The organism is Pseudomonas sp. S3_B11, from assembly GCF_054667715.1.
In genome coordinates this window covers 5,834,433-5,854,526 of sequence record NZ_CP162749.1, presented here as the reverse complement: position 1 = coordinate 5,854,526, position 20,094 = coordinate 5,834,433, and the positions used below count along the sequence as shown (strand labels likewise).

The following is a 20,094-nucleotide window of genomic DNA, read 5'->3' as shown; positions in this document are numbered from 1 at the left end:
TCAGGCCCTGAACTGGCTTGGCGCCACGCCGCTCCAGCGCACGAAGGCGTGGCGGAAGCTGGCGGTTTCGCTGAAGCCCAGTCGTTCGGCGATTCGATAGATCGGCAATTGGTCCTCGCAGAGCATCTGCTTGGCCCGTTCGAAGCGCAGTTCGTCCAGCAGTTCCTGGTAGCTGCAGCCCAGGTCCTTGAGGTGGCGGCGCAGGGTGCGCGCCGAGCAGTTCATCTGTTCGGCCAGGCCTTCCAGCCCGGGGGCGGCGTTCAGTTGGGCGTCGAGCAACTGGCGGATCCGCCCCAGCCAGGCCTGGCGTCCGGTGAACTCGGTATTCTGCCGGCGGCAACGTTCGGCCATGGCGTGATGGGTGATGGGGTCGGCCAGGGGCAAGGGTTGGTCGAGCCAGTGGCGCTCGAAGGCGAACGCGTTATCGACGCTGTCGAAGCGCACCGGGCAATCGAAGAGTGCGGCGTAGCGCGCCTGGTAATCGGGCGCCGGATGTTCGAAGCGTGCCGCACGCAAGGGTAGTGCATGACCAAGGAGGTCGTTACAGATGACCTTCAGCGAAACCATGCAGAACTCGGCATTGAACACCGCCAGGGCCGGGTTCTCCCGATAATCGCTGGCGCTGAACCAGATGTGCTGGCCGTCATCGTCCAGGTTCAGTTCGAAGAGTGTTCCCAATAGCGCCGGATAGCGCAGCGCCAGGCGCAAGGCGTCACCTAAGGTGGCACTGGTGAGCAGCGCATAGCCGAGCATGCCGTATGACGAAACGTGCATGCGCAGGCCCAGCTCCAGGCCGATGTCGCGCTTGAGGGCCACGGCGTTGGCGCAGACCTGCATCTCCTGGTTGGTGGTGATGCGCGTATCGGCCCGGCTCAGGTCCGCCGCGCTGATACCGCTGCCGGCCAGCAATGCCTCACTGGACAGCCCTTGGTTCTTGAAGGCGCTCAGTACCAGGGAGACGGCGTTGAGGGTGGTGAGGTGGGAATGAAGCATGTCCGTTTCCAGCCTGGGGAAGGCTGGAAACGGAGCAAGTTATATGCCGGATGAAAATCGAAGGTTCAACACAACCTCTAATGTGGGAGTAGACCTGTGGGAGCAAAGCTTGCTCGCGAAGAACGATGACGCGACCTTACAGTTGATCTGTGTCGCCTGCATCGCGAGCAAGCTTTGCTCCCACAAGTGTCCCCCTCCCACAGGTTTTGCAGCGTCTAAGCTCAGCTCAGCTCGCCACACAGGTCCAGCTCTACCAGCCGCCGAACCTCTTCCACTGGCAGCCCGGCGCCAATCAAGGCCTGCAACTTGCCGAACGCGGCTTCGCGGGTCATGCCGCCGCCGGACAGCACGCCAACGCCACGCAAGCGGCTGCCAGCTTCATACACGTCCAGCTCGACGCCACCTTCATGGCATTGGGTCACCGCCACGACGACCACGCCGCTGTCCCGCGCCCGCTCCAGGCTGGCGAGGAAGGCCGGGTTGTCGCTCGGCCCGGTGCCGCTGCCGTAGCATTCCAGCACCAGGCCCTGGACACCGCTGCCCAGCAGGCCATCGAGGACCTGCGCGCTGATGCCGGGAAACAGCGGCAACACTGCGATGTTTACCAGTTGCTTGGGCTGGTTGTAATTCAACTGCGCCGGCAGCGAGGAGGCTTTGACACCTCCGCCCTGGCGTTCCAGGCGCTTGAACGGGTGACGACCAAAGCTGCGCACTTTCGCGCAACGGGTTGGCGCCAGCAGCTCACCGTGGAAGTACAGGTGCACGCCCGGCGCCAGGCCCTGGCCAAGAGCGACCAGCGCGCCGCTGAGGTTTTCCCAGGCGTCGCTGTCGGTCACGCCGGCGGGCAGCATCGAGCCGGTGAAGCAGACCCGCGCATGCAGGCCCAGCAGCTGGAAGCCCATCGCTGCAGCGCTGTAGGCCAGGGTGTCGGTGCCGTGCAGGATCAGTACGCTGTCGCAGCCCTGCACATCCACGGCATCGACCACCGCTTCGCGCAGTTGCTGCCAGTAGGCCGGGGTCATGTTGGCGCTGTCGATCAGCGGCGACATTTCCCGGAAGCGCCATTGCGGGACGACGAGTTCGGGTTGGCTGTGCAGGTAATCACGCATACGCGCTTCGAAACCGGATGCCGGAGCCAGGCCGTGGGCGCTGGCCTGCATGCCGATGGTGCCGCCGGTGTAGAGCACCATGACGTGCTGGGCGGCAGGGTAGGTCGAGCCATTCATGGGGTTGTTCTCCGAGGACGAAAACGGCAGCTTGGGTTAGCTGCCACAACATAAGGCCGAGCATGACGCCGACCTCAGGCTGTGTCACGCCGGGCGCAGGGGATGCGCCCGGTTTTTTCCAAACAGCTTGTACCGATCAGCGTTGCGCTGCGGTCGCGCCAGCAACAGCGGTGTCAGGATTGGCAACCGACGCCGATGGGTTGGCAGGCCAAGCCTTGCGGTCCAGATCCAGGTCCGGGAACTTGCTGGAATCGAAGACAGGGGTCCTGATGCCGGCCGAACGTTGGTCATCGTAGTCACGCAGGATGCGCATGCCGACCTTGAACAGCAGGAACAGCGCGATCAGGTTCACGAACGCCAGCAGGGTCATGGTGATGTCGGCGAAGGCGAACACGGTGCTGAGGTTTTCGATGGCGCCCCAGAAAATCAGGACCAGGACCAGTGCACGGTAGGCGATCAGGGCCTTGCGGTTCTCACCCAGCATGAAGCGCAGGTTGTTCTCGCCCAGGTAGTAGTTGTAGAGGATCGAGGTGAACACAAACAAGGACAAGGCCACGGAGATGAATACCCGGCCCCAGTCACCCACGACGGCCGCCAGGGAGTTCTGGGTCAGGGCAATGCCGTCGCCTTCGAAGCCCGGGGTGTAGAAGCCCGACAGCAGGATCAGCAGCGCGGTGCAGGTGCAGATCACGAACGTGTCCAGGAACACGCTGAATGCCTGTACCACGCCTTGGGCTACCGGGTGCTCGACCGACGCGACAGCAGCGACGTTAGGCGCACTGCCCAGGCCGGCTTCGTTGGCGAACACGCCACGCTTGACGCCCATGACGATGGCGCTGCCGATCAGGCCGCCGAAGGCCTGGTCCAGACCAAAGGCGCTCTTGACGATGGTCGCCAGCATGCCCGGTACATGTTCGAACTGCAGCACGATCACGTAGATGGTCACGGCGATGTACGCCAGGGTCTTGACCGGTACCAGCAGGTCAGCCACCTTGGCGATGCGCTTGATCCCGCCGATGAACACCAGGCCCAGCAGCACCGCCAGGCCCAGGCCGGTGTAGGTGGTGTCGAAGCCGAAGGCGTTGTTCAGGGAGTGGGTGACGGCGTGGGCTTGCAGGCCGTTGAAGGCGAAGCCGAAGGTGACCAGCAACAGGACCGCCATGATCATGCCCAACCAGCGCTTCTGCAGGCCGTGCTGGATGTAGTAGGACGGGCCGCCACGGAACTGGCCTTCGGAGTCGCAGCGCTTGTAGAGCTGGCCGAGGGAGCACTCGAAGAAGCTGCTGGACATGCCGACCAACGCGGTCACCCACATCCAGAACACCGCACCAGGACCACCGAGGGTCACGGCGATGCCGACACCGGCGATGTTGCCCGCGCCGACACGACCGGCCAGGCTGAGCATCAAGGCCTGGAACGAGCTGAGCTGGCCAGCACTGCTCTTCAGGCTGTCACGGAACACCGCGAACATATGAAAGAAATGACGGAACTGGACGAAACGCGAGCGGATCGTGAAATAGCTCCCGAGCCCGACAATGAGCACGATCAGCACTTTCCCTGAGAGGAAGTCGTTGATGACTTCAAGCATGAGTATTCCTCGCTGTTTTTTGTTTAAGCAAATGCTGGCCATTTGGAAATATCGCGTTACATCGGTTGGTGCGCGGCCCAACAGGTGAGGCGATGTTTCGTCCCGGTCCATTTTCGCGGGTTGTTATTAGTTCGGTTTTCGCATGTTTAAGGGTCTCGCTGCAGACGACCACTCATGCGAAGAGGGGCGGCACTATACCTATCAGTGCGGTGCCCGTCTGCACAGTTGTGGTGCGTCCGACGAAACGAAACCTTTGAAACACCTGGCCTTTCGGTCAGGTTATTGTGGGGGCGAGCCTGCTCGCGTTGGCTGGCGACGCGGTTTACAACGGGCAGCGCGTCGTCGTTTATCGCGAGCAGGTTCCTTCCCACAGGTTCAGTCATCCTTTGCTGCTATCAATTAAAAAAAGGGCTTGGGGAAGATCCCCAAGCCCTCAAAAGGTGAGAGGTGTCTAGTCCCTCGACCTGGTGAGCGGTGTTCGTGTCGATCACGCTTTGAGCGGGACCAGACGCGGAGCAATCATGTTTTCCGGGCGCAGGATGTCGTCGAGCATGGCGTCGTCGAGCAAGCCTTCTTCGCGCACCAGTTCCAGCACGCCGCGTCCACTTTCCAGGGCAACACGGGCGATGCGGGTGGCGTTTTCATAGCCGATGTACGGGTTCAGGGCGGTGACCAGGCCGATCGAGTGCTCGACCAGTTCACGGCAGCGCGCTTCGTTGGCGGTGATGCCGACGATGCAGTGCTCGCGCAGCATGTCCATGGCCCGTTGCAGCAGGCGGATCGAGTCGAAGATCTTGAAGGCGATCAGCGGTTCCATCACGTTCAGTTGCAGTTGGCCGCCTTCGGCCGCGATGGTCAGGGCCAGGTCGTTGCCGATGATCTGGAATGCCACCTGGTTGACCGCCTCCGGGATCACCGGGTTGACCTTGCCGGGCATGATCGAGCTGCCTGGCTGGCGGGCTGGCAGATTGATTTCGTTGATGCCAGTGCGTGGGCCGCTGGACAGCAGGCGCAGGTCGTTGCAGATCTTCGACAGCTTGACCGCGGTGCGCTTGAGCATGCCGGAGAACAGCACAAAGGCGCCCATGTCGGAGGTGGCTTCGATCAGGTCGGCGGCCGGAACCAGCGGCTGGCCGCTGATGGTCGCCAGGCGCTGTACGGCCAGGGCCTGGTAGCGCGGGTCGGCGTTGATGCCGGTGCCGATGGCTGTGCCGCCCAGGTTCACTTCAGTGAGCAGTTCAGGCGCCAGGGTTTTCAGGCGCGCCAGGTCTTCGCTCAGGGTGGTGGCGAAGGCGCGGAATTCCTGGCCGAGGGTCATCGGCACGGCGTCTTGCAGCTGGGTGCGGCCCATTTTCAGGACGTGGCTGAATTCTTCACCTTTGGCCGCGAACGCCTGGATCAGGCTGTCGAGGCTGGCCAGCAACGCGTCGTGGCCCAGCAGCAGACCCAGGCGGATCGCGGTCGGGTAGGCGTCGTTGGTGGACTGCGCCATGTTCACGTCGTTGTTGGGGTGCAGGTACTGGTACTCGCCTTTCTGGTGGCCCATGGCCTCCAGCGCGATGTTGGCGATGACTTCGTTGGCATTCATGTTGGTCGACGTGCCAGCGCCGCCCTGGATCATGTCCACCACGAATTCTTCGTGGAAATCGCCGCGGATCAATCGTGCACAGGCTTCACTGATGGCTGCGTGCTTGGCTTCGCTGAGCTGACCCAGTTCGCGGTTGGCGTCAGCGGCGGCCTGTTTGACCATTGCCAGACCGACCACCAGCTTAGGGTAATGCGAGATCGGGACGCCGGAGAGACGGAAGTTGTTTACCGCTCGTAGGGTCTGGATGCCGTAATACGCTTGCGCTGGTACTTCGAGTACGCCAAGCAGGTCTTTTTCTGTGCGGAATGATGCAGCGGAGGACATGATAGAAATCATCTCGATAAGGACCCGGTCTGAGCCGGAACGCTGCGAATCCTAGGCTCTCAAAAAAAATAGGGCCAATGCTGTTAAGCACTGGCCTATGCATATTCGGCATAATGTCGGTGTGACGTCGGCGGTGCGACGAACGTGTGACCTGTTTTGGTGCGTGTAAGGGAGGACGTGATGAATCTTGAAAGCAAATGGCTTGAGGACTTCAGTGCCCTGGCCGCGACCCGCAGTTTCTCCCAGGCGGCCGAGCGGCGCTTCGTGACGCAACCGGCCTTCAGCCGGCGAATCCGCAGCCTCGAGGCGGCGCTGGGGCTGACCCTGGTCAACCGTTCGCGTACGCCCGTCGAGCTGACGGCCGCGGGGCAGTTGTTCCTGGTGACGGCGCGCACGGTTGTCGAGCAACTGGGTGAAGTGTTGCGCCATTTGCATCACCTGGAGGGCGGGCAGGGCGAAGTCATACAAGTGGCCGCTGCCCACTCCCTGGCGCTGGGCTTCTTTCCGCGCTGGATCGCCCAGCTGCGCAACGACGGGATGAACATCGCCACGCGGCTGGTGGCGACCAACGTCGGCGATGCCGTCCACGCCTTGCGTGAAGGGGGCTGCGACCTGATGCTGGCCTTCTACGATCCGGACTCGGCCATGCAGATGGACCCGGAGATCTTCCCGTCGCTGCACTTGGGCCAGACCGAAATGCTGCCGGTGTGCGCGGCCGATGCCGATGGCAAGCCGCTGTTCGACCTTGAGGGCGAGGCCAGCGTGCCGCTGCTGGCCTACAGCGCCGGGGCGTTCCTCGGGCGTTCGGTCAACCAGTTGTTGCGCCAGCGGGCGCTGCGGTTCACCACGATCTACGAGACGGCCATGGCCGACAGCCTCAAGAGCATGGCCCTGGAAGGCCTGGGCATCGCCTGGGTGCCGCACCTGAGCGTACGCGCCGAACTGGCCCGGGGCGAACTGGTGATCTGCGGCGGCCCGCAATGGCACGTGCCGTTGGAGATCCGCCTGTACCGCTGCGCCCTGGTGCGCAAGGCCAATGTGCGGTTGTTGTGGCGCAAGCTTGAAGGTGGCGTGGCGCAGGGTGCCGCGGGATCTTGATAGCACTGCAAACCCTGTGGGAGCGTTGCCTCAAGACTGACTTTGAGGTCAATAAAACCGCCACTTCACCGCAAATGACAGATGGTCGGCGAAAGTGCGTTTAACGCACCATTTTCGGTATACTGCCCGGCCTTCGGTCGGCTTGCCCGGCCATAATTCGTACAACAAGCCACGCCGGTTTCCTGCGTGGCTTGTTGTTTTTTGACGCGCCTGCGGGCGCCCAGAGAGAAGAGGCACGACGATGAGTGCACTGGTTGGCGTGATCATGGGCTCCAAGTCCGATTGGTCCACCCTTAGCCACACCGCCGATATGCTGGAAAAGCTCGGCATCCCTTACGAGGTGAAAGTGGTCTCCGCCCACCGTACCCCGGACCTGCTGTTCCAGTACGCCGAAGAGGCCGAGGCGCGTGGCATCGAGGTGATCATCGCCGGTGCCGGTGGCGCCGCCCATTTGCCAGGCATGTGTGCGGCCAAGACCCACCTGCCGGTGCTGGGCGTGCCGGTCCAGTCTTCGATGCTCTCGGGCGTCGATTCGTTGCTGTCGATCGTGCAGATGCCAGCCGGCATCCCGGTCGCGACCCTGGCCATCGGGAAGGCCGGCGCGATCAACGCGGCCCTGCTGTCGGCGAGCATCCTGGGCGCCAAGCACCCACAATTTCATACCGTGCTGAAAAAATTCCGCGCTGAGCAGACAGACAGCGTCCTGGACAATCCAGACCCACGCATTGCCTGAGGTTGTTGACGAATGAAGATCGGTGTAATCGGTGGCGGCCAGTTGGGTCGCATGTTGGCCCTGGCAGGTACACCGCTGGGGATGAACTTCGCTTTCCTGGACCCTGCGCCGGACGCTTGTGCCGCGGCGTTGGGTGAACACCTGCGGGCCGACTACGGCGACCAGGATCACCTGCGCCAATTGGCCGATGAAGTCGACCTGGTGACCTTCGAATTCGAAAGCGTCCCGGCCGAAACCGTGGCCTTCCTGTCCCAGTTCGTTCCGGTCTACCCGAGCGCCGAAGCCTTGCGGATCGCCCGTGACCGCTGGTTCGAAAAGAACATGTTCAAGGACCTGGGCATCCCCACGCCGGCTTTTGCCGACATCCAGTCCCAGGCCGACCTCGACGCCGCCGTCGCTGCCATCGGCCTGCCCGCCGTGCTCAAGACCCGTACCCTGGGTTACGACGGCAAGGGCCAGAAAGTCCTGCGCAAACCTGAAGACGTGGTCGGTACGTTCGCCGAACTCGGCAGCGTGGCCTGCCTGCTGGAAGGCTTCGTGCCGTTCACCGGCGAAGTCTCGCTGATCGCCGTGCGTGCCCGTGACGGTGAAATCCGTTTCTACCCGCTGGTGCACAACACTCACAAGGACGGCATCCTCAAGCTGTCCGTCGCCAGTACCGACCATCCGTTGCAGGCCCTGGCCGAGGACTATTCCAGCCGGGTACTCAAGCAGCTCGATTATGTCGGCGTGATGGCGTTCGAGTTCTTTGAAGTGGACGGCGGCCTCAAGGCCAACGAAATCGCCCCTCGGGTACACAACTCCGGGCACTGGACCACCGAAGGCGCCGAGTGCAGCCAGTTCGAAAACCACCTGCGGGCGGTCGCTGGGTTGCCGCTGGGGTCGACCGCCAAGGTCGGTGAGAGCGCGATGCTCAACTTCATCGGCAAGGTGCCGGACAGCGAGAAAGTTCTGTCGATCGCTGACTGCCATTTGCATCACTATGGCAAGGCGTTCAAGGCCGGGCGCAAGGTCGGTCACGCCAACCTGCGCTGCGCGGACCGGGCGACTTTGGCGCAGCAGATCATCAAGGTCGAGACGCTGATCGCCGAGCAATAATCCGCAACATCGGTGGAACCATTCGTCGGCTAACCTCTCTCATGGCTAAGTGCCAAAGCCTGATCGGGCTTTGGCATCGCTATCCAATCAGAGGGCAATGCCATGGGAATCATCGGAACCATTTTTATCGGCTTGATCGTTGGCCTGCTGGCACGCTTCCTGAAACCGGGCGATGACAGCATGGGCTGGATCATGACCATCCTGCTCGGTATCGGCGGTTCGTTGGCAGCCACTTACGGCGGCCAGGCCCTGGGCATCTACCAGGCCGGCCAAGGTGCTGGTTTCATCGGGGCCCTGGTGGGCGCGGTGGTATTGCTGGTGATCTACGGCCTGATCAAAAGAAACTGATCCAAATGCGACAAAGCCCTCTCTGCCTGGCGCGCAGAGGGGGCTAGAATGCCCGGCGTTGCACTTCCTACCCATTGCCGAGCCCATTCATGCGCCGTCTAGTGTTGACCCTTCTTTTGCTGGGCAGTGGCCTGGCCCATGCTGCCGAGCTGCCGGAAACCGACTGGCTCGAACTGATGCCCAAGTCGGACCAGAAAGCCCTCGAGGCCATGCCCGAAATTGACCACAACTCCCCCGAAGCCAACGGCACCTTCACCGAAAAAGGTGGCCTGAAGCAAAGCAAAGGCTTGCCGGCGGTGATGTATTCGACCAAGACCGTGGCGGCGATGAACGACAAGCACATTCGCATCGGCGGTTACCCGGTGCCGCTGGAAACCGACGCCAAGGGCCGCAGTACGCTGTTTTTCCTGGTGCCATACCCCGGCGCCTGCATCCACGTCCCGCCACCGCCGCCTAATCAGTTGGTGCTGGTGCGTTATCCCAAGGGCCTGAAGCTGGACGACATCTATACACCGCTGTGGGTGACCGGCACGCTGAAGATCGAAAAGGTCGACAACGACCTGGCGAGTGCGGCGTATGCGCTGGAGGCGGAGAAGGTGCGGGTGGTGCAGGAGGCGGATTTGTAGGTCTGGTACGAGTCCACTGTGGGAGCGAGCCTGCTCGCGATAGCGGACTGACCGTCAATATTTGCATCGACTGATACACCGCTATCGCGAGCAGGCTCGCTCCCACATTGGGGTTTGTGGTGTGGCTTAGAGCGGCTTGCTGCCGATGCTCACACCCAGGGTATGGCTGGCCTGCGGCAACAGCGTCACCACATCGTCCATCACGTTCGCCGTCTCGATGCACAGCATGCGCTGCCAGCCGTCGTCGGCCATGTCGCTGAAGGCCTTGGCGCGTTCGGTCCAGGGGTTCCAGATCACCGCCGAGCGCGAGCCGCTGCTGGTCAGCTCGATCCGGCGTTCCCACTGCGGGTCAATGATGCTCAGCTTTGGCGGGGTGTCGAGGTAGATGCGGTCGGTCTCGCCAGCAAAGTGCAGATCGCCGGCCTGGGTGACGGTTTTCCAGTCGTCCAGGGTCTCGATGTAGCTCAAGCCATCGACCCCTTCGACCTGCACGTTGCGCACGTCGCTCACGGCAAAGTAGCTGTGCAGCGCCTGGCTGAGGCTGACGGTTTCGCGGCCACGGTTATGACTGGTGAGGCGGATATGCAGTTGCTCGTCCATCACGATGGCCAGCGTCAGGTCGACCTGGTGAGGCCAGCCTGAAAGGCCGTTCTCGGGGTAGGGCAGCACGAACTCCACCTTGAGGCTTTCGCCTTCGGCTTCGATGCCCTTCAACTCCCAATCCATCGTCCGCACCAGGCCGTGGGCGGTGGCTGGGTCGTTGCTCACGCGCATGGCCTGGACGCTGTCGGGGTTGAGCGTCAGGTTGCCGAACCACGGCCAGCACACCGGCACGCCCGCGCGGATGCTCTTGCCGGCCTTGAACGTGGCCTGGTCGTTGAGCCAGATCAGCGGCGGCTGGCCGTCCACTTGATAACTGAGGATATGCGCGCCTTGTTGGGCCACCAGCAACTCGGCCTGACCGTGGCGGATGCGCCAGGCGTTCAGTTCATCCAGTTTGACGGCTTCGACGTTGGGCGTAGGCATGTTGCAAATCTCGCTCGGGAACAGGGACTGCAATGGACCGCAAAACGGCCGCCGTGTTTAACGGGCGCGCGGCGGAACCGAGCGGGTGCGACCGCTGCCGTCGATGGCGACGAAGACAAACACCGCCTCGGTCACCTTGCGCCATTCACTGGATAGCGGGTCGTCGCTCCAGACTTCGACCATCATCTGGATCGAACTGCGGCCGATTTCCAGCGCCTGGGTGTAAAAGGAAAGCTGCGCCCCCACTGCCACCGGCACGAGGAACGCCATGCGATCGATCGCCACGGTGGCCACGCGCCCGCCCGCCACTTTGCTGGCCATGGCGGTGCCGGCCAGGTCCATCTGGGACACCAGCCAGCCGCCGAAAATATCGCCGAAGCCGTTGGTCTCGCGAGGGAGCGCGGTGATTTGCAGGGCCAGGTCGCCTTGCGGGATTGGATCTTCTTGTTCGAGCTCTATCATGCCGGGGGTGCCTCTGACCCGTAACGCTGTCTTGTACTTCAGGTGAATAGCCGTCTTTGTAAAAAACGATTCAGCCCGAACATACTGCGTTCGTCACGTTTTTCGTAAAGGCGTGCCAAAGGGAAACTCTGCGAAACCGGCTGGTTCTGGTACTACACCACCAACGACGTTTTCGCACAGCAACCCCTTACAGAGTACTGCAAGGTTGCGAGTATATCGGGCGATAGACGTCGAGACGACCACTCGGTTCTGATTTTGACTATCAAATACGCACCTCTATGTGCTTTTTCGAACAATTTGCTATCGTGCCGGACCTGCCCAGGCCCCCAACCCGTGTTACCAGGGTTGCAGAACCGACTATAAGAGAAGCCCTTGCCATGACCACTGCGCCTTCGAGCACGGCGACGCCCGCACAACCCGCACGACCATTGACCCGCAACGATTACAAGACCCTGTCGCTTTCTGCCTTGGGCGGTGCGCTGGAGTTCTACGATTTCATCATTTTCGTGTTCTTTGCCACCGTGGTCGGCAAATTGTTCTTCCCTGCCGAAATGCCCGAGTGGCTGCGCTTGATGCAGACGTTCGGCATATTTGCCGCCGGTTACCTGGCCCGGCCGCTGGGCGGGATCGTCATGGCCCACTTCGGCGACCTGCTGGGGCGCAAGAAGATGTTCACCCTGAGCATTTTCATGATGGCCGTGCCGACCCTGATCATGGGCCTGCTGCCCACTTATGCACAGATCGGCATGTGGGCGCCGATCCTGCTGTTGCTGATGCGCGTGATCCAGGGCGCGGCCATCGGCGGGGAAGTGCCAGGTGCCTGGGTATTCGTTTCCGAACACGTTCCGGCGCGCCACATCGGCTATGCCTGCGGCACGCTGACTTGCGGCCTGACGGCGGGGATTTTGTTGGGTTCGCTGGTCGCTACGGCGATCAACAGCATCTATACACCGGTGGAGGTGGCCGATTACGCCTGGCGGATCCCGTTCCTGCTGGGTGGCGTGTTCGGGCTGTTTTCGGTGTATCTGCGCCGCTGGTTGCACGAAACTCCGGTGTTCGCCGAGCTGCAACTGCGCAAGGCCCTGGCCGAGGAAGTGCCGCTGCGGGCCGTGCTGCGTGATCATCGCGGCGCCATCGCCATTTCCATGCTGTTGACCTGGCTGCTGTCGGCCGGCGTCATTGTGGTCATCCTGATGACACCGACCGTGCTGCAGACGGTGTACCACTTCAGTCCGACCACCGCGTTGCAGGCCAACAGCCTGGCGATCGTGTTCTTGAGTCTAGGTTGCATCGGTGCGGGTGTGCTGGCCGATCGTTTTGGTGCTGGCCGGGTGTTTGTCTTCGGTAGCGGTTTGCTGCTGATCACGTTCTGGACCTTCTACCACTGCCTGTTCGACCACCCCGAGTGGCTGTTTCCGCTGTATGCCTTGAGTGGCTTGCTGGTAGGTACCATCGGCGCGGTGCCTTATGTCATGGTCAATGCCTTCCCGGCCGTGGTGCGTTTCAGCGGCCTGTCGTTCTCCTACAACCTGGCCTACGCAATCTTCGGCGGGTTGACGCCGATGATCGTGACCCTGCTGTTGAAAGAGAGCTCGATGGGGCCAGCGTATTACGTGGCGGCCATCTGTGGGATCGGGATTGTGGTGGGCGGTTATCTCTGGAAGAAGGGGCGCTAGGCCCGAATCTTTCACTGACTGCACTGGCCTCATCGCGAGCAAGCTCGCTCCCACAAGGGTTCTGCGTTCACCGCAAATCCCCTGTGGGAGCGAGCTTGCTCGCGATTGGGGCTGCATGAATCATCTTGTAAAACTCGATACTGGCCTTTCATCCAATTGTCATATTTCAGCCATAGAGTGTTCACACGGCTTACCGATACTTGGCCGACTTAACACACCCTATCTGCTAGGAGTAAGGCATGAAACTGAAGCGTTTGATGGCGGCAATGACGTTTGTCGCTGCTGGCGTTGCGACCGCCAGCGCGGTTGCCGCTGGTGTTGACCCGGCAATTCCGTCTTACACCAAGACCACTGGTGTATCGGGCAACCTGTCCAGCGTCGGCTCCGATACCCTGGCTAACCTGATGACCTTGTGGGCCGAGAACTACAAGAAAGAATATCCGAACGTAAACATCCAGATTCAGGCTGCCGGTTCCTCTACCGCGCCGCCCGCACTCACCGAAGGCACCTCCAACCTGGGCCCGATGAGCCGAAAGATGAAGGATAACGAGCTGCAGGCTTTCGAAACCAAATACGGTTACAAGCCTACCGCCATCCCGGTTGCCGTGGACGCCCTGGCGGTATTCGTGCACAAGGACAACCCGATCCAGCACCTGACCATGGAACAGGTCGATGCGATCTTCTCGTCGACTCGCCTGTGCGGCGCTAAAGCCGACGTGAAAACCTGGGGCGACCTGGGTGTGACCGGCGACCTGGCCAACAAGCCAGTGCAACTGTTCGGTCGTAACTCGGTATCCGGCACCTACGGCTACTTCAAGGAAGAAGCCCTATGCAAAGGCGACTACAAGCCAAACGTCAACGAACAACCAGGCTCGGCTTCGGTCGTGCAGTCGATCAGCTCTTCGCTGAACGGCGTTGGTTACTCGGGCATCGGCTACAAGACCGCCAGCGTGAAGACCGTGGCCCTGGCCAAGAAAGGCAGCACTGAGTTCATCGAAGACAGTGAAGAAAACGCCCTGAACGGCAAGTACCCGCTGTCGCGTTTCCTCTACGTTTACGTCAACAAGGCACCGAACAAGCCTCTGGCCCCGCTGGAAGCCGAGTTCGTGAAGCTGGTCCTGTCCAAGCAAGGCCAGGAAGTTGTAGTCAAGGACGGTTACATCCCGCTGCCAGCCAAAGTCGCCGCCAAGGCACTGGCTGACCTGGGTCTGTCGGAAGGCGGCAGCGTCGCCAAGAAGTAATACCTGAGCCCGGGCCGAAGTCCGGACTCCTGTGGGAGCGGGCTTGCTCGCGAAGAGGTCAGTGCATTCAACAGGGATGTTGACTGACTTTGCGAGCAAGCTGTCCCACAACCCCAAATTCCTGTCCGCTGCCGGTTTCCTCGGCGGCGGATTTGTTGCGTCACTGCATTGTCATCTTTCTGTCATACAGGATCGCTAGGGTGTGCGCATGAATGATCTGGCCAATTCCACAATGACTACGACTTCCCCTCCCAAGCGCATTGACTTCAATACGCCTGAGCTGCAACGCAAGCGCCGCATTCGCGCGCTCAAGGATCGCCTGACCCGCTGGTACGTGCTGGTCGGCGGCCTCGCCGTCCTGGCCGCCATTACGTTGATCTTCTTCTTCCTGGCCTATGTGGTGCTGCCCCTGTTCCAGGGCGCGGACCTGACCGCCAAGGACTCGATCACCCCGGCCTGGATGCAAGATGCCGGCAAACCCTTGATGATCTCCATCGAAGAGCAGAACCAAGTCGCCATGCGGGTTTCCGACAAGGGCCAGGCGCTGTTTTTCGATATCACCAGTGGTGCTGAACTGCGCCGTATCGACCTGCCGATTCCGGCCGGTGCCAGCGTGACCGCCATTGGCGAAGACCAGCCTGGCAGCCCATTGGTGGTGATCGGTCTGTCCAACGGCCAGGCCCTGGTATTCCGTCACACCTATAAGGTCAGCTACCCGGACGGCAAGAAAACCATCTCGCCTGCCGTCGAATACCCTTATGGCGAGACGCCGATCGTGTTGAACGAGCAGGGCGCGGCCCTGGAGCATGTCAGCCTCAACGCCACCGATTCGACCCTGCTGCTGGCCGGTTCCAGCGGTGCCCAACTGCAAGTGCTGTCGATCACCAGCGAAGAAAACATGATGACCGGCGAGGTCACCAGCGAGCAGACCCGCATCGATCTGCCACAGATGACCGAGCCGGTGAAGAACATCTTCGTCGACCCGCGCCAGCAATGGCTGTATGTGGTCAACGGGCGCGCCCAGGCCGATGTGTTCAGCCTGCGGGACAAGAGCCTCAACGGTCGCTACAAACTGCTCGAGAACGCCGACGCCCAAGTCACCGCCGCCACCCAGCTGGTGGGCGGAATCTCGCTGATCATCGGCGACTCCAAGGGCGGCCTGGCGCAGTGGTTCATGGCCCGCGATCCGGACGGCGAGCTGCGCTTCAAACAGATTCGTACGTTCCAGATGGGCACCACGCCGATCGTTGAAATCACCGCCGAAGAGCGTCGTAAGGGCTTCGTAGCGCTGGACGCGGCCGGCAAGCTCGGCGTATTCCACAGCACCGCCCACCGCACCTTGTTGGTGGACCAGGTGGTCGATGGCCAAGGCCTGTTCGGCATGTCGCCACGGGCCAACCGCCTGATCGTGGAGCAGGGCGGCAAGCTGCAACCGCTGACGCTGGACAACCCGCACCCGGAAGTCTCGTGGAGCGCGTTGTGGAGCAAGGTCTGGTACGAAAACTACGACGAACCCAAGTACGTCTGGCAATCGACCGCCGCCAATACCGACTTCGAACCCAAGCTGAGCCTTTCGCCGCTGACCTTCGGCACCCTGAAAGCAGCGTTCTACGCGATGCTGCTGGCGGCGCCACTGGCGGTTGCCGCAGCGATCTACACCGCCTACTTCATGGCCCCGGGCATGCGCCGCAAGGTCAAGCCGGTGATCGAGCTGATGGAAGCGATGCCGACGGTGATCCTCGGCTTCTTCGCCGGCCTGTTCCTGGCGCCGTACGTCGAAGGGCACCTGCCAGGTATTTTCAGCCTGCTGATGTTGGTGCCAATCGGCATCCTGGTCGCCGGTTTCGTCTTCAGCCGCCTGCCGGAATCCATTCGCCTGAGAGTGCCGGACGGCTGGGAAAGCGCCCTGCTGATCCCGGTGATCCTGTTCGTGGGCTGGCTCTCGCTGTACATGAGCCCGTACATGGAAGCCTGGTTCTTCGGCGGTGACATGCGCATGTGGATCTCCCATGACCTGGGCATCACCTACGACCAGCGCAACGCCCTGGTGGTCGGCCTGGCAATGGGTTTCGCGGTCATCCCGAACATCTACTCCATCGCCGAAGACGCCGTGTTCAGCGTGCCGCGCGGCCTGACCCTGGGCTCCCTGGCCCTTGGTGCGACGCCGTGGCAGACCATGACCCGCGTGGTCATCCTCACCGCCAGCCCCGGTATCTTCTCGGCGCTGATGATCGGCATGGGCCGTGCGGTGGGCGAGACCATGATCGTGCTGATGGCCACGGGTAACACGCCGGTCATGGAAATGAACCTGTTCGAAGGCCTGCGCACCCTGGCGGCCAACGTGGCGGTGGAGATGCCCGAGTCGGAAGTCGGCGGCAGCCATTACCGCGTGCTGTTCCTGTCGGCACTGGTGCTGCTGTTGTTCACCTTTGTCATGAACACCCTCGCCGAGCTGATCCGTCAGCGTCTGCGCAAGAAATATTCGTCGCTTTAAGAAAGGTAGAAGTCTGTGAAACAGAACTCCCTGAAAGGATGGTTCAAGAGCGGCGCCCCCGGTGTCTGGATCAGCGGTGGCGCGGTGTCCATCGCGGTCATCATGACCATTGGCCTGCTGGCGGTGATCACTGTACGCGGCCTGGGTCACTTCTGGCCGGCGGACCTGGTCCACGCCAACTACAACGTGCCGGGCATGCCTGAGCACCTGGTGGTCGGCGAAGTCGTGCAGAAAGAAGAAGTGCCGCGCGAGCGCCTGAAAAGCGCCGGCCTGCCGGTGCCGGACGAAGGCCCCGAGTTCATGACCCGCGAACTGATCAAGGTGGGTAACCGGGACCTGAACGGCACTGACTTCACCTGGATCGTCGGCGAGTGGCTGACCAACCAGACCACGCCGCCGGAACTGATGGCGATCGAGCGCCGTGAGTGGGGCAACTTCTACGGCTACCTGGTCAACGTCAAGGAAGACGGCAAGGTCATCGCCGAAGGCGAGGCCGCCTGGCCGCAACTGCAGGCTCGCGTACAGCGGGTCAACCAGTTGGCCGCCGAGCTCAAGACCCTGGAAAAAAGCGACATCGGTGCAATCAACGCTGGCCTGGAGCGCATCCGCCTGCACGGTCGCAAGCTGGAGCTGGACGGCAAGCTCGATGCCGCCGCCCAAGCCGACCTGGAAAGCGAGCGCGCCGAACTCAATGCCCGTTACAAGGACATCGAAGCGCGCCTGTCCGACCTGCATGCACAATTCAACCGCGACAGCCTGACTGCCCGCGATGCCAACGGCAAGGAAGTGGAGATCGGCATCGGCAAGGTGGTACATGCCTATCAACCGAACGGCATGGGCACGTTTACCAAGCTCGGTTTCTATTTCAGCAAGGTCTGGGAATTTCTCAGCGACGACCCTCGTGAGGCCAACACCGAAGGCGGCATCTTCCCGGCGATTTTCGGCACCGTGATGATGACCCTGATCATGGCGATGATCGTGACGCCGTTCGGCGTACTGGCGGCGGTTTATTTGCGTGAATACGCCCGCCAGGGCCCGATGACCCGCCTGATCCGCATCGCGGTGAACAACCTGGCCGGCGTTCCAGCCATCGTCTACGGTGTGTTTGGCTTGGGCTTCTTCGTCTACGTGCTGGGTGGTTCGGTCGACCGGCTGTTCTTCCCCGAGGCCTTGCCGGCGCCGACCTTCGGCACCCCGGGCCTGCTCTGGGCATCCTTGACCCTGGCGCTGCTGGCGGTGCCGGTGGTGATCGTGGCCACCGAGGAAGGCCTGGCGCGGATTCCGCGTACCGTGCGCGAAGGCTCCCTGGCCCTCGGCGCGACCAAGGCCGAGACCCTGTGGAAAATCGTCCTGCCCATGGCGAGCCCGGCGATGATGACCGGGATGATCCTCGCCGTGGCCCGTGCCGCCGGTGAAGTGGCGCCGTTGATGCTGGTGGGCGTGGTGAAACTGGCGCCGTCGCTGCCGCTGGACGGCAACTACCCGTACCTGCACCTGGACCAGAAGATCATGCACCTGGGCTTCCATATCTATGACGTGGGCTTCCAGAGCCCGAACGTCGAAGCGGCGCGACCGCTGGTGTACGCCACGGCGCTGTTGCTGGTGCTGGTGATCGCCACGCTCAACCTGTCGGCGGTGTGGATCCGTAACCACCTGCGCGAGAAGTACAAAGCACTGGATAGCTGATTACACATTGATTTTCTGTGGGAGCGAGCCTGCTCGCGATGGCGTCACCTCGGTTCAAAGCCAGACCGAGTCGCCTGAATCGCGAGCAGGCTCGCTCCCACACAGACACATACACAGATTGGCATGGCCGCTCAGTGGCCAACCGAACCGAATTTGTTAGCACAGGGAGCCTCCCATGCAACACGAAGCACATACACACGGCATCAACATGTCGGCCCTGGGCCGCGACAAGCAGAGCCTGGACCTGGCCCAGGAAACCGTCGCCATCGAAGTGCCCGGCCTGAGTCTGTTCTACGGCGACAAGCAGGCGCTGTATGACGTCAGCCTGAACATCCCGAAACAGCGCGTCACCGCGTTCATCGGCCCGTCGGGCTGCGGCAAGTCAACCTTGCTGCGTACCTTCAACCGCATGAATGACCTGGTGGACGGCTGCCGTGTCGAAGGGGAAATCAACCTCTACGGCAACAACATCTACCGCAAGGGCGAAGACGTGGCCGAGCTGCGTCGTCGCGTGGGCATGGTGTTCCAGAAGCCCAACCCGTTCCCGAAAACCATCTACGAGAACGTCGTCTACGGCTTGCGCATCCAGGGCATCAACAAGAAGCGCATCCTCGACGAAGCCGTGGAATGGGCGCTCAAGGGCGCGGCGTTGTGGGATGAGGTCAAGGACCGCCTGCATGATTCGGCCCTGGGCCTGTCCGGCGGTCAACAGCAACGCCTGGTGATTGCGCGCACCATCGCCGTGGAACCGGAAGTGCTGCTGCTCGACGAACCTTGCTCGGCCCTGGATCCGATCTCGACGCTGAAAGTTGAAGAACTGATCTACGAGCTCAAGTCCAAGTTCACCATCGTCATCGTGACCCACAACATGCAACAGGCGGCGCGGGTTTCCGACTACACGGCGTTCATGTACATGGGCAAACTGGTGGAGTTCGGCGACACCGACACCCTGTTCACCAATCCGGCCAAGAAACAGACCGAAGACTACATCACCGGTCGTTACGGCTAGTCGAGGCTGCTGCATAGGCGCACTGCGCTATCAGGATCAACATTTAACTGCTTGAAGCTTGCAACTTGAAGCTTGCAACTTTCGCGGAGCGAACAAGATGATTTCGAAGGAAGGCCTTACTCACCACATTTCCGCACAGTTCAACGCCGAGCTTGAGGAAGTGCGCAGTCACTTGCTGGCCATGGGCGGGCTGGTGGAAAAGCAGGTCAACGATGCGGTGACCGCGCTGATCGAGGCCGACTCCGGCCTGGCCCAGCAGGTGCGCGAAATCGATGATCAGATCAACCAGATGGAGCGCAACATCGACGAGGAGTGCCTGCGTATCCTGGCCCGTCGTCAGCCGGCGGCTTCGGACCTGCGCCTGATCATCAGCATCTCCAAGTCGGTAATCGATCTTGAGCGAATCGGCGACGAAGCCACCAAGATCGCCCGTCGTGCCATTCAGTTGTGCGAAGAAGGCGAGGCGCCGCGCGGTTATGTCGAGGTTCGCCACATTGGCGACCAGGTGCGCAACATGGTTCGCGATGCCCTGGACGCCTTTGCCCGCTTCGACGCCGACCTGGCGTTGTCGGTGGCCCAGTACGACAAGATCATCGACCGCGAATACAAGACCGCCCTGCGCGAGCTGGCGACTTACATGATGGAAGACCCACGCTCCATCTCCCGAGTGTTGAGCATCATCTGGGTGCTGCGTTCTCTGGAGCGTATCGGCGATCATGCACGCAACATCTCGGAACTTGTCATCTACCTGGTGCGCGGCACGGATGTGCGGCATTTGGGGCTCAAGCGGATGAAGCAAGAAGTTGAGGGCACCCCGTCCGAAACCGCTAATGTTCCGGGCGAAACTGACGATAAGTAAGATTGCCAAGAAAAGCGCC

The 20,094-nt window shown here is 61.7% G+C and carries 17 protein-coding genes; 11 read left to right on the top strand and 6 right to left on the bottom strand.

Features of this window, described 5'->3' with window-relative positions:
* The 4 genes from AB4O22_RS26185 to aspA all read right to left on the bottom strand — a co-directional run bounded on the left by AB4O22_RS26185 (position 1) and on the right by aspA (position 5,719).
* Complete coding sequence (locus AB4O22_RS26185; RefSeq protein WP_003196356.1) at positions 1–993, bottom strand: AraC family transcriptional regulator; 993 nt, start codon at positions 991–993, stop codon at positions 1–3.
* Between the two features lie 221 nt (positions 994–1,214).
* A complete protein-coding gene (locus AB4O22_RS26180; protein WP_223472421.1) occupies positions 1,215–2,219 on the bottom strand; it encodes an asparaginase in 1,005 nt (334 codons plus the stop codon).
* Between the two features lie 136 nt (positions 2,220–2,355).
* The gene (locus tag AB4O22_RS26175) at positions 2,356–3,807 is read right to left on the bottom strand and encodes an alanine/glycine:cation symporter family protein (protein ID WP_003196361.1); all 1,452 of its coding nucleotides are present in this window, start codon (positions 3,805–3,807) and stop codon (positions 2,356–2,358) included.
* Positions 3,808–4,294: 487 nt separating this feature from the next.
* Complete coding sequence (gene aspA, locus AB4O22_RS26170; protein WP_003196363.1) at positions 4,295–5,719, bottom strand: aspartate ammonia-lyase; 1,425 nt, start codon at positions 5,717–5,719, stop codon at positions 4,295–4,297.
* Positions 5,720–5,899: 180 nt separating this feature from the next.
* On the opposite strand from aspA, the gene AB4O22_RS26165 reads away from it, so the two are divergent.
* The 5 genes from AB4O22_RS26165 (at position 5,900) to AB4O22_RS26145 (ending at position 9,622) form a co-directional block, all read left to right on the top strand.
* On the top strand, positions 5,900–6,817 hold the full coding sequence (locus tag AB4O22_RS26165; RefSeq protein WP_003196365.1) for a LysR substrate-binding domain-containing protein: 918 nt from the start codon (positions 5,900–5,902) through the stop codon (positions 6,815–6,817).
* 241 nt (positions 6,818–7,058) lie between these two features.
* Positions 7,059–7,550, top strand: a complete 492-nt coding sequence (gene purE, locus AB4O22_RS26160) for a 5-(carboxyamino)imidazole ribonucleotide mutase (RefSeq protein ID WP_003196369.1) — start codon at positions 7,059–7,061, stop codon at positions 7,548–7,550.
* 12 nt (positions 7,551–7,562) lie between these two features.
* Positions 7,563–8,648: a 5-(carboxyamino)imidazole ribonucleotide synthase gene (locus tag AB4O22_RS26155; protein WP_003196370.1), complete on the top strand. Its 1,086-nt coding sequence runs from the start codon at positions 7,563–7,565 to the stop codon at positions 8,646–8,648.
* Between the two features lie 102 nt (positions 8,649–8,750).
* A complete protein-coding gene (locus tag AB4O22_RS26150; protein WP_003196372.1) occupies positions 8,751–8,996 on the top strand; it encodes a GlsB/YeaQ/YmgE family stress response membrane protein in 246 nt (81 codons plus the stop codon).
* 89 nt (positions 8,997–9,085) lie between these two features.
* Positions 9,086–9,622, top strand: a complete 537-nt coding sequence (locus tag AB4O22_RS26145) for a DUF3299 domain-containing protein (RefSeq protein ID WP_013691991.1) — start codon at positions 9,086–9,088, stop codon at positions 9,620–9,622.
* A gap of 126 nt (positions 9,623–9,748) precedes the next feature.
* On the opposite strand, the gene AB4O22_RS26140 is transcribed toward AB4O22_RS26145, so the two are convergent.
* Complete coding sequence (locus AB4O22_RS26140; protein WP_003196376.1) at positions 9,749–10,648, bottom strand: D-hexose-6-phosphate mutarotase; 900 nt, start codon at positions 10,646–10,648, stop codon at positions 9,749–9,751.
* Between the two features lie 57 nt (positions 10,649–10,705).
* The gene (locus AB4O22_RS26135) at positions 10,706–11,110 is read right to left on the bottom strand and encodes an acyl-CoA thioesterase (RefSeq protein WP_003177184.1); all 405 of its coding nucleotides are present in this window, start codon (positions 11,108–11,110) and stop codon (positions 10,706–10,708) included.
* Between the two features lie 377 nt (positions 11,111–11,487).
* Here AB4O22_RS26135 and AB4O22_RS26130 point away from each other — a divergent pair, with 377 nt between their 5' ends.
* The 6 genes from AB4O22_RS26130 to phoU all read left to right on the top strand — a co-directional run bounded on the left by AB4O22_RS26130 (position 11,488) and on the right by phoU (position 20,075).
* Complete coding sequence (locus tag AB4O22_RS26130) at positions 11,488–12,786, top strand: MFS transporter (RefSeq protein WP_003196378.1); 1,299 nt, start codon at positions 11,488–11,490, stop codon at positions 12,784–12,786.
* 239 nt (positions 12,787–13,025) lie between these two features.
* Positions 13,026–14,027: a phosphate ABC transporter substrate-binding protein PstS gene (locus tag AB4O22_RS26125; RefSeq protein WP_003196380.1), complete on the top strand. Its 1,002-nt coding sequence runs from the start codon at positions 13,026–13,028 to the stop codon at positions 14,025–14,027.
* Positions 14,028–14,235: 208 nt separating this feature from the next.
* Positions 14,236–16,521 carry an ABC transporter permease subunit gene (locus AB4O22_RS26120; protein WP_003196382.1) on the top strand — a complete coding sequence of 762 codons (2,286 nt, stop codon included), beginning with the start codon at positions 14,236–14,238 and terminating at the stop codon, positions 16,519–16,521.
* 15 nt (positions 16,522–16,536) lie between these two features.
* Positions 16,537–18,207, top strand: a complete 1,671-nt coding sequence (gene pstA / locus AB4O22_RS26115) for a phosphate ABC transporter permease PstA (protein WP_460097460.1) — start codon at positions 16,537–16,539, stop codon at positions 18,205–18,207.
* A gap of 175 nt (positions 18,208–18,382) precedes the next feature.
* Positions 18,383–19,216, top strand: a complete 834-nt coding sequence (gene pstB, locus AB4O22_RS26110) for a phosphate ABC transporter ATP-binding protein PstB (protein WP_003196386.1) — start codon at positions 18,383–18,385, stop codon at positions 19,214–19,216.
* A 97-nt stretch (positions 19,217–19,313) separates the two neighbouring features.
* Complete coding sequence (gene phoU, locus AB4O22_RS26105) at positions 19,314–20,075, top strand: phosphate signaling complex protein PhoU (RefSeq protein WP_003196388.1); 762 nt, start codon at positions 19,314–19,316, stop codon at positions 20,073–20,075.
* The last annotated feature ends 19 nt before the right edge of the window (positions 20,076–20,094 follow it).

Excerpts from the sequence above, each read along its gene's own strand:
- AB4O22_RS26145 (WP_013691991.1), top strand. The coding sequence starts at position 9,086 with ATGCGCCGTCTAGTGTTGACCCTTCTTTTGCTGGGCAGTGGCCTGGCC.
- aspA (WP_003196363.1), bottom strand. The coding sequence starts at position 5,719 with ATGTCCTCCGCTGCATCATTCCGCACAGAAAAAGACCTGCTTGGCGTA.
- AB4O22_RS26150 (WP_003196372.1), top strand. The coding sequence starts at position 8,751 with ATGGGAATCATCGGAACCATTTTTATCGGCTTGATCGTTGGCCTGCTG.
- AB4O22_RS26120 (WP_003196382.1), top strand. The coding sequence starts at position 14,236 with ATGAATGATCTGGCCAATTCCACAATGACTACGACTTCCCCTCCCAAG.
- AB4O22_RS26165 (WP_003196365.1), top strand. The coding sequence starts at position 5,900 with ATGAATCTTGAAAGCAAATGGCTTGAGGACTTCAGTGCCCTGGCCGCG.
- AB4O22_RS26130 (WP_003196378.1), top strand. The coding sequence starts at position 11,488 with ATGACCACTGCGCCTTCGAGCACGGCGACGCCCGCACAACCCGCACGA.
- AB4O22_RS26180 (WP_223472421.1), bottom strand. The coding sequence starts at position 2,219 with ATGAATGGCTCGACCTACCCTGCCGCCCAGCACGTCATGGTGCTCTAC.
- AB4O22_RS26135 (WP_003177184.1), bottom strand. The coding sequence starts at position 11,110 with ATGATAGAGCTCGAACAAGAAGATCCAATCCCGCAAGGCGACCTGGCC.
- AB4O22_RS26175 (WP_003196361.1), bottom strand. The coding sequence starts at position 3,807 with ATGCTTGAAGTCATCAACGACTTCCTCTCAGGGAAAGTGCTGATCGTG.
- AB4O22_RS26140 (WP_003196376.1), bottom strand. The coding sequence starts at position 10,648 with ATGCCTACGCCCAACGTCGAAGCCGTCAAACTGGATGAACTGAACGCC.
- AB4O22_RS26125 (WP_003196380.1), top strand. The coding sequence starts at position 13,026 with ATGAAACTGAAGCGTTTGATGGCGGCAATGACGTTTGTCGCTGCTGGC.
- pstB (WP_003196386.1), top strand. The coding sequence starts at position 18,383 with ATGCAACACGAAGCACATACACACGGCATCAACATGTCGGCCCTGGGC.
- phoU (WP_003196388.1), top strand. The coding sequence starts at position 19,314 with ATGATTTCGAAGGAAGGCCTTACTCACCACATTTCCGCACAGTTCAAC.
- purE (WP_003196369.1), top strand. The coding sequence starts at position 7,059 with ATGAGTGCACTGGTTGGCGTGATCATGGGCTCCAAGTCCGATTGGTCC.
- AB4O22_RS26155 (WP_003196370.1), top strand. The coding sequence starts at position 7,563 with ATGAAGATCGGTGTAATCGGTGGCGGCCAGTTGGGTCGCATGTTGGCC.
- AB4O22_RS26185 (WP_003196356.1), bottom strand. The coding sequence starts at position 993 with ATGCTTCATTCCCACCTCACCACCCTCAACGCCGTCTCCCTGGTACTG.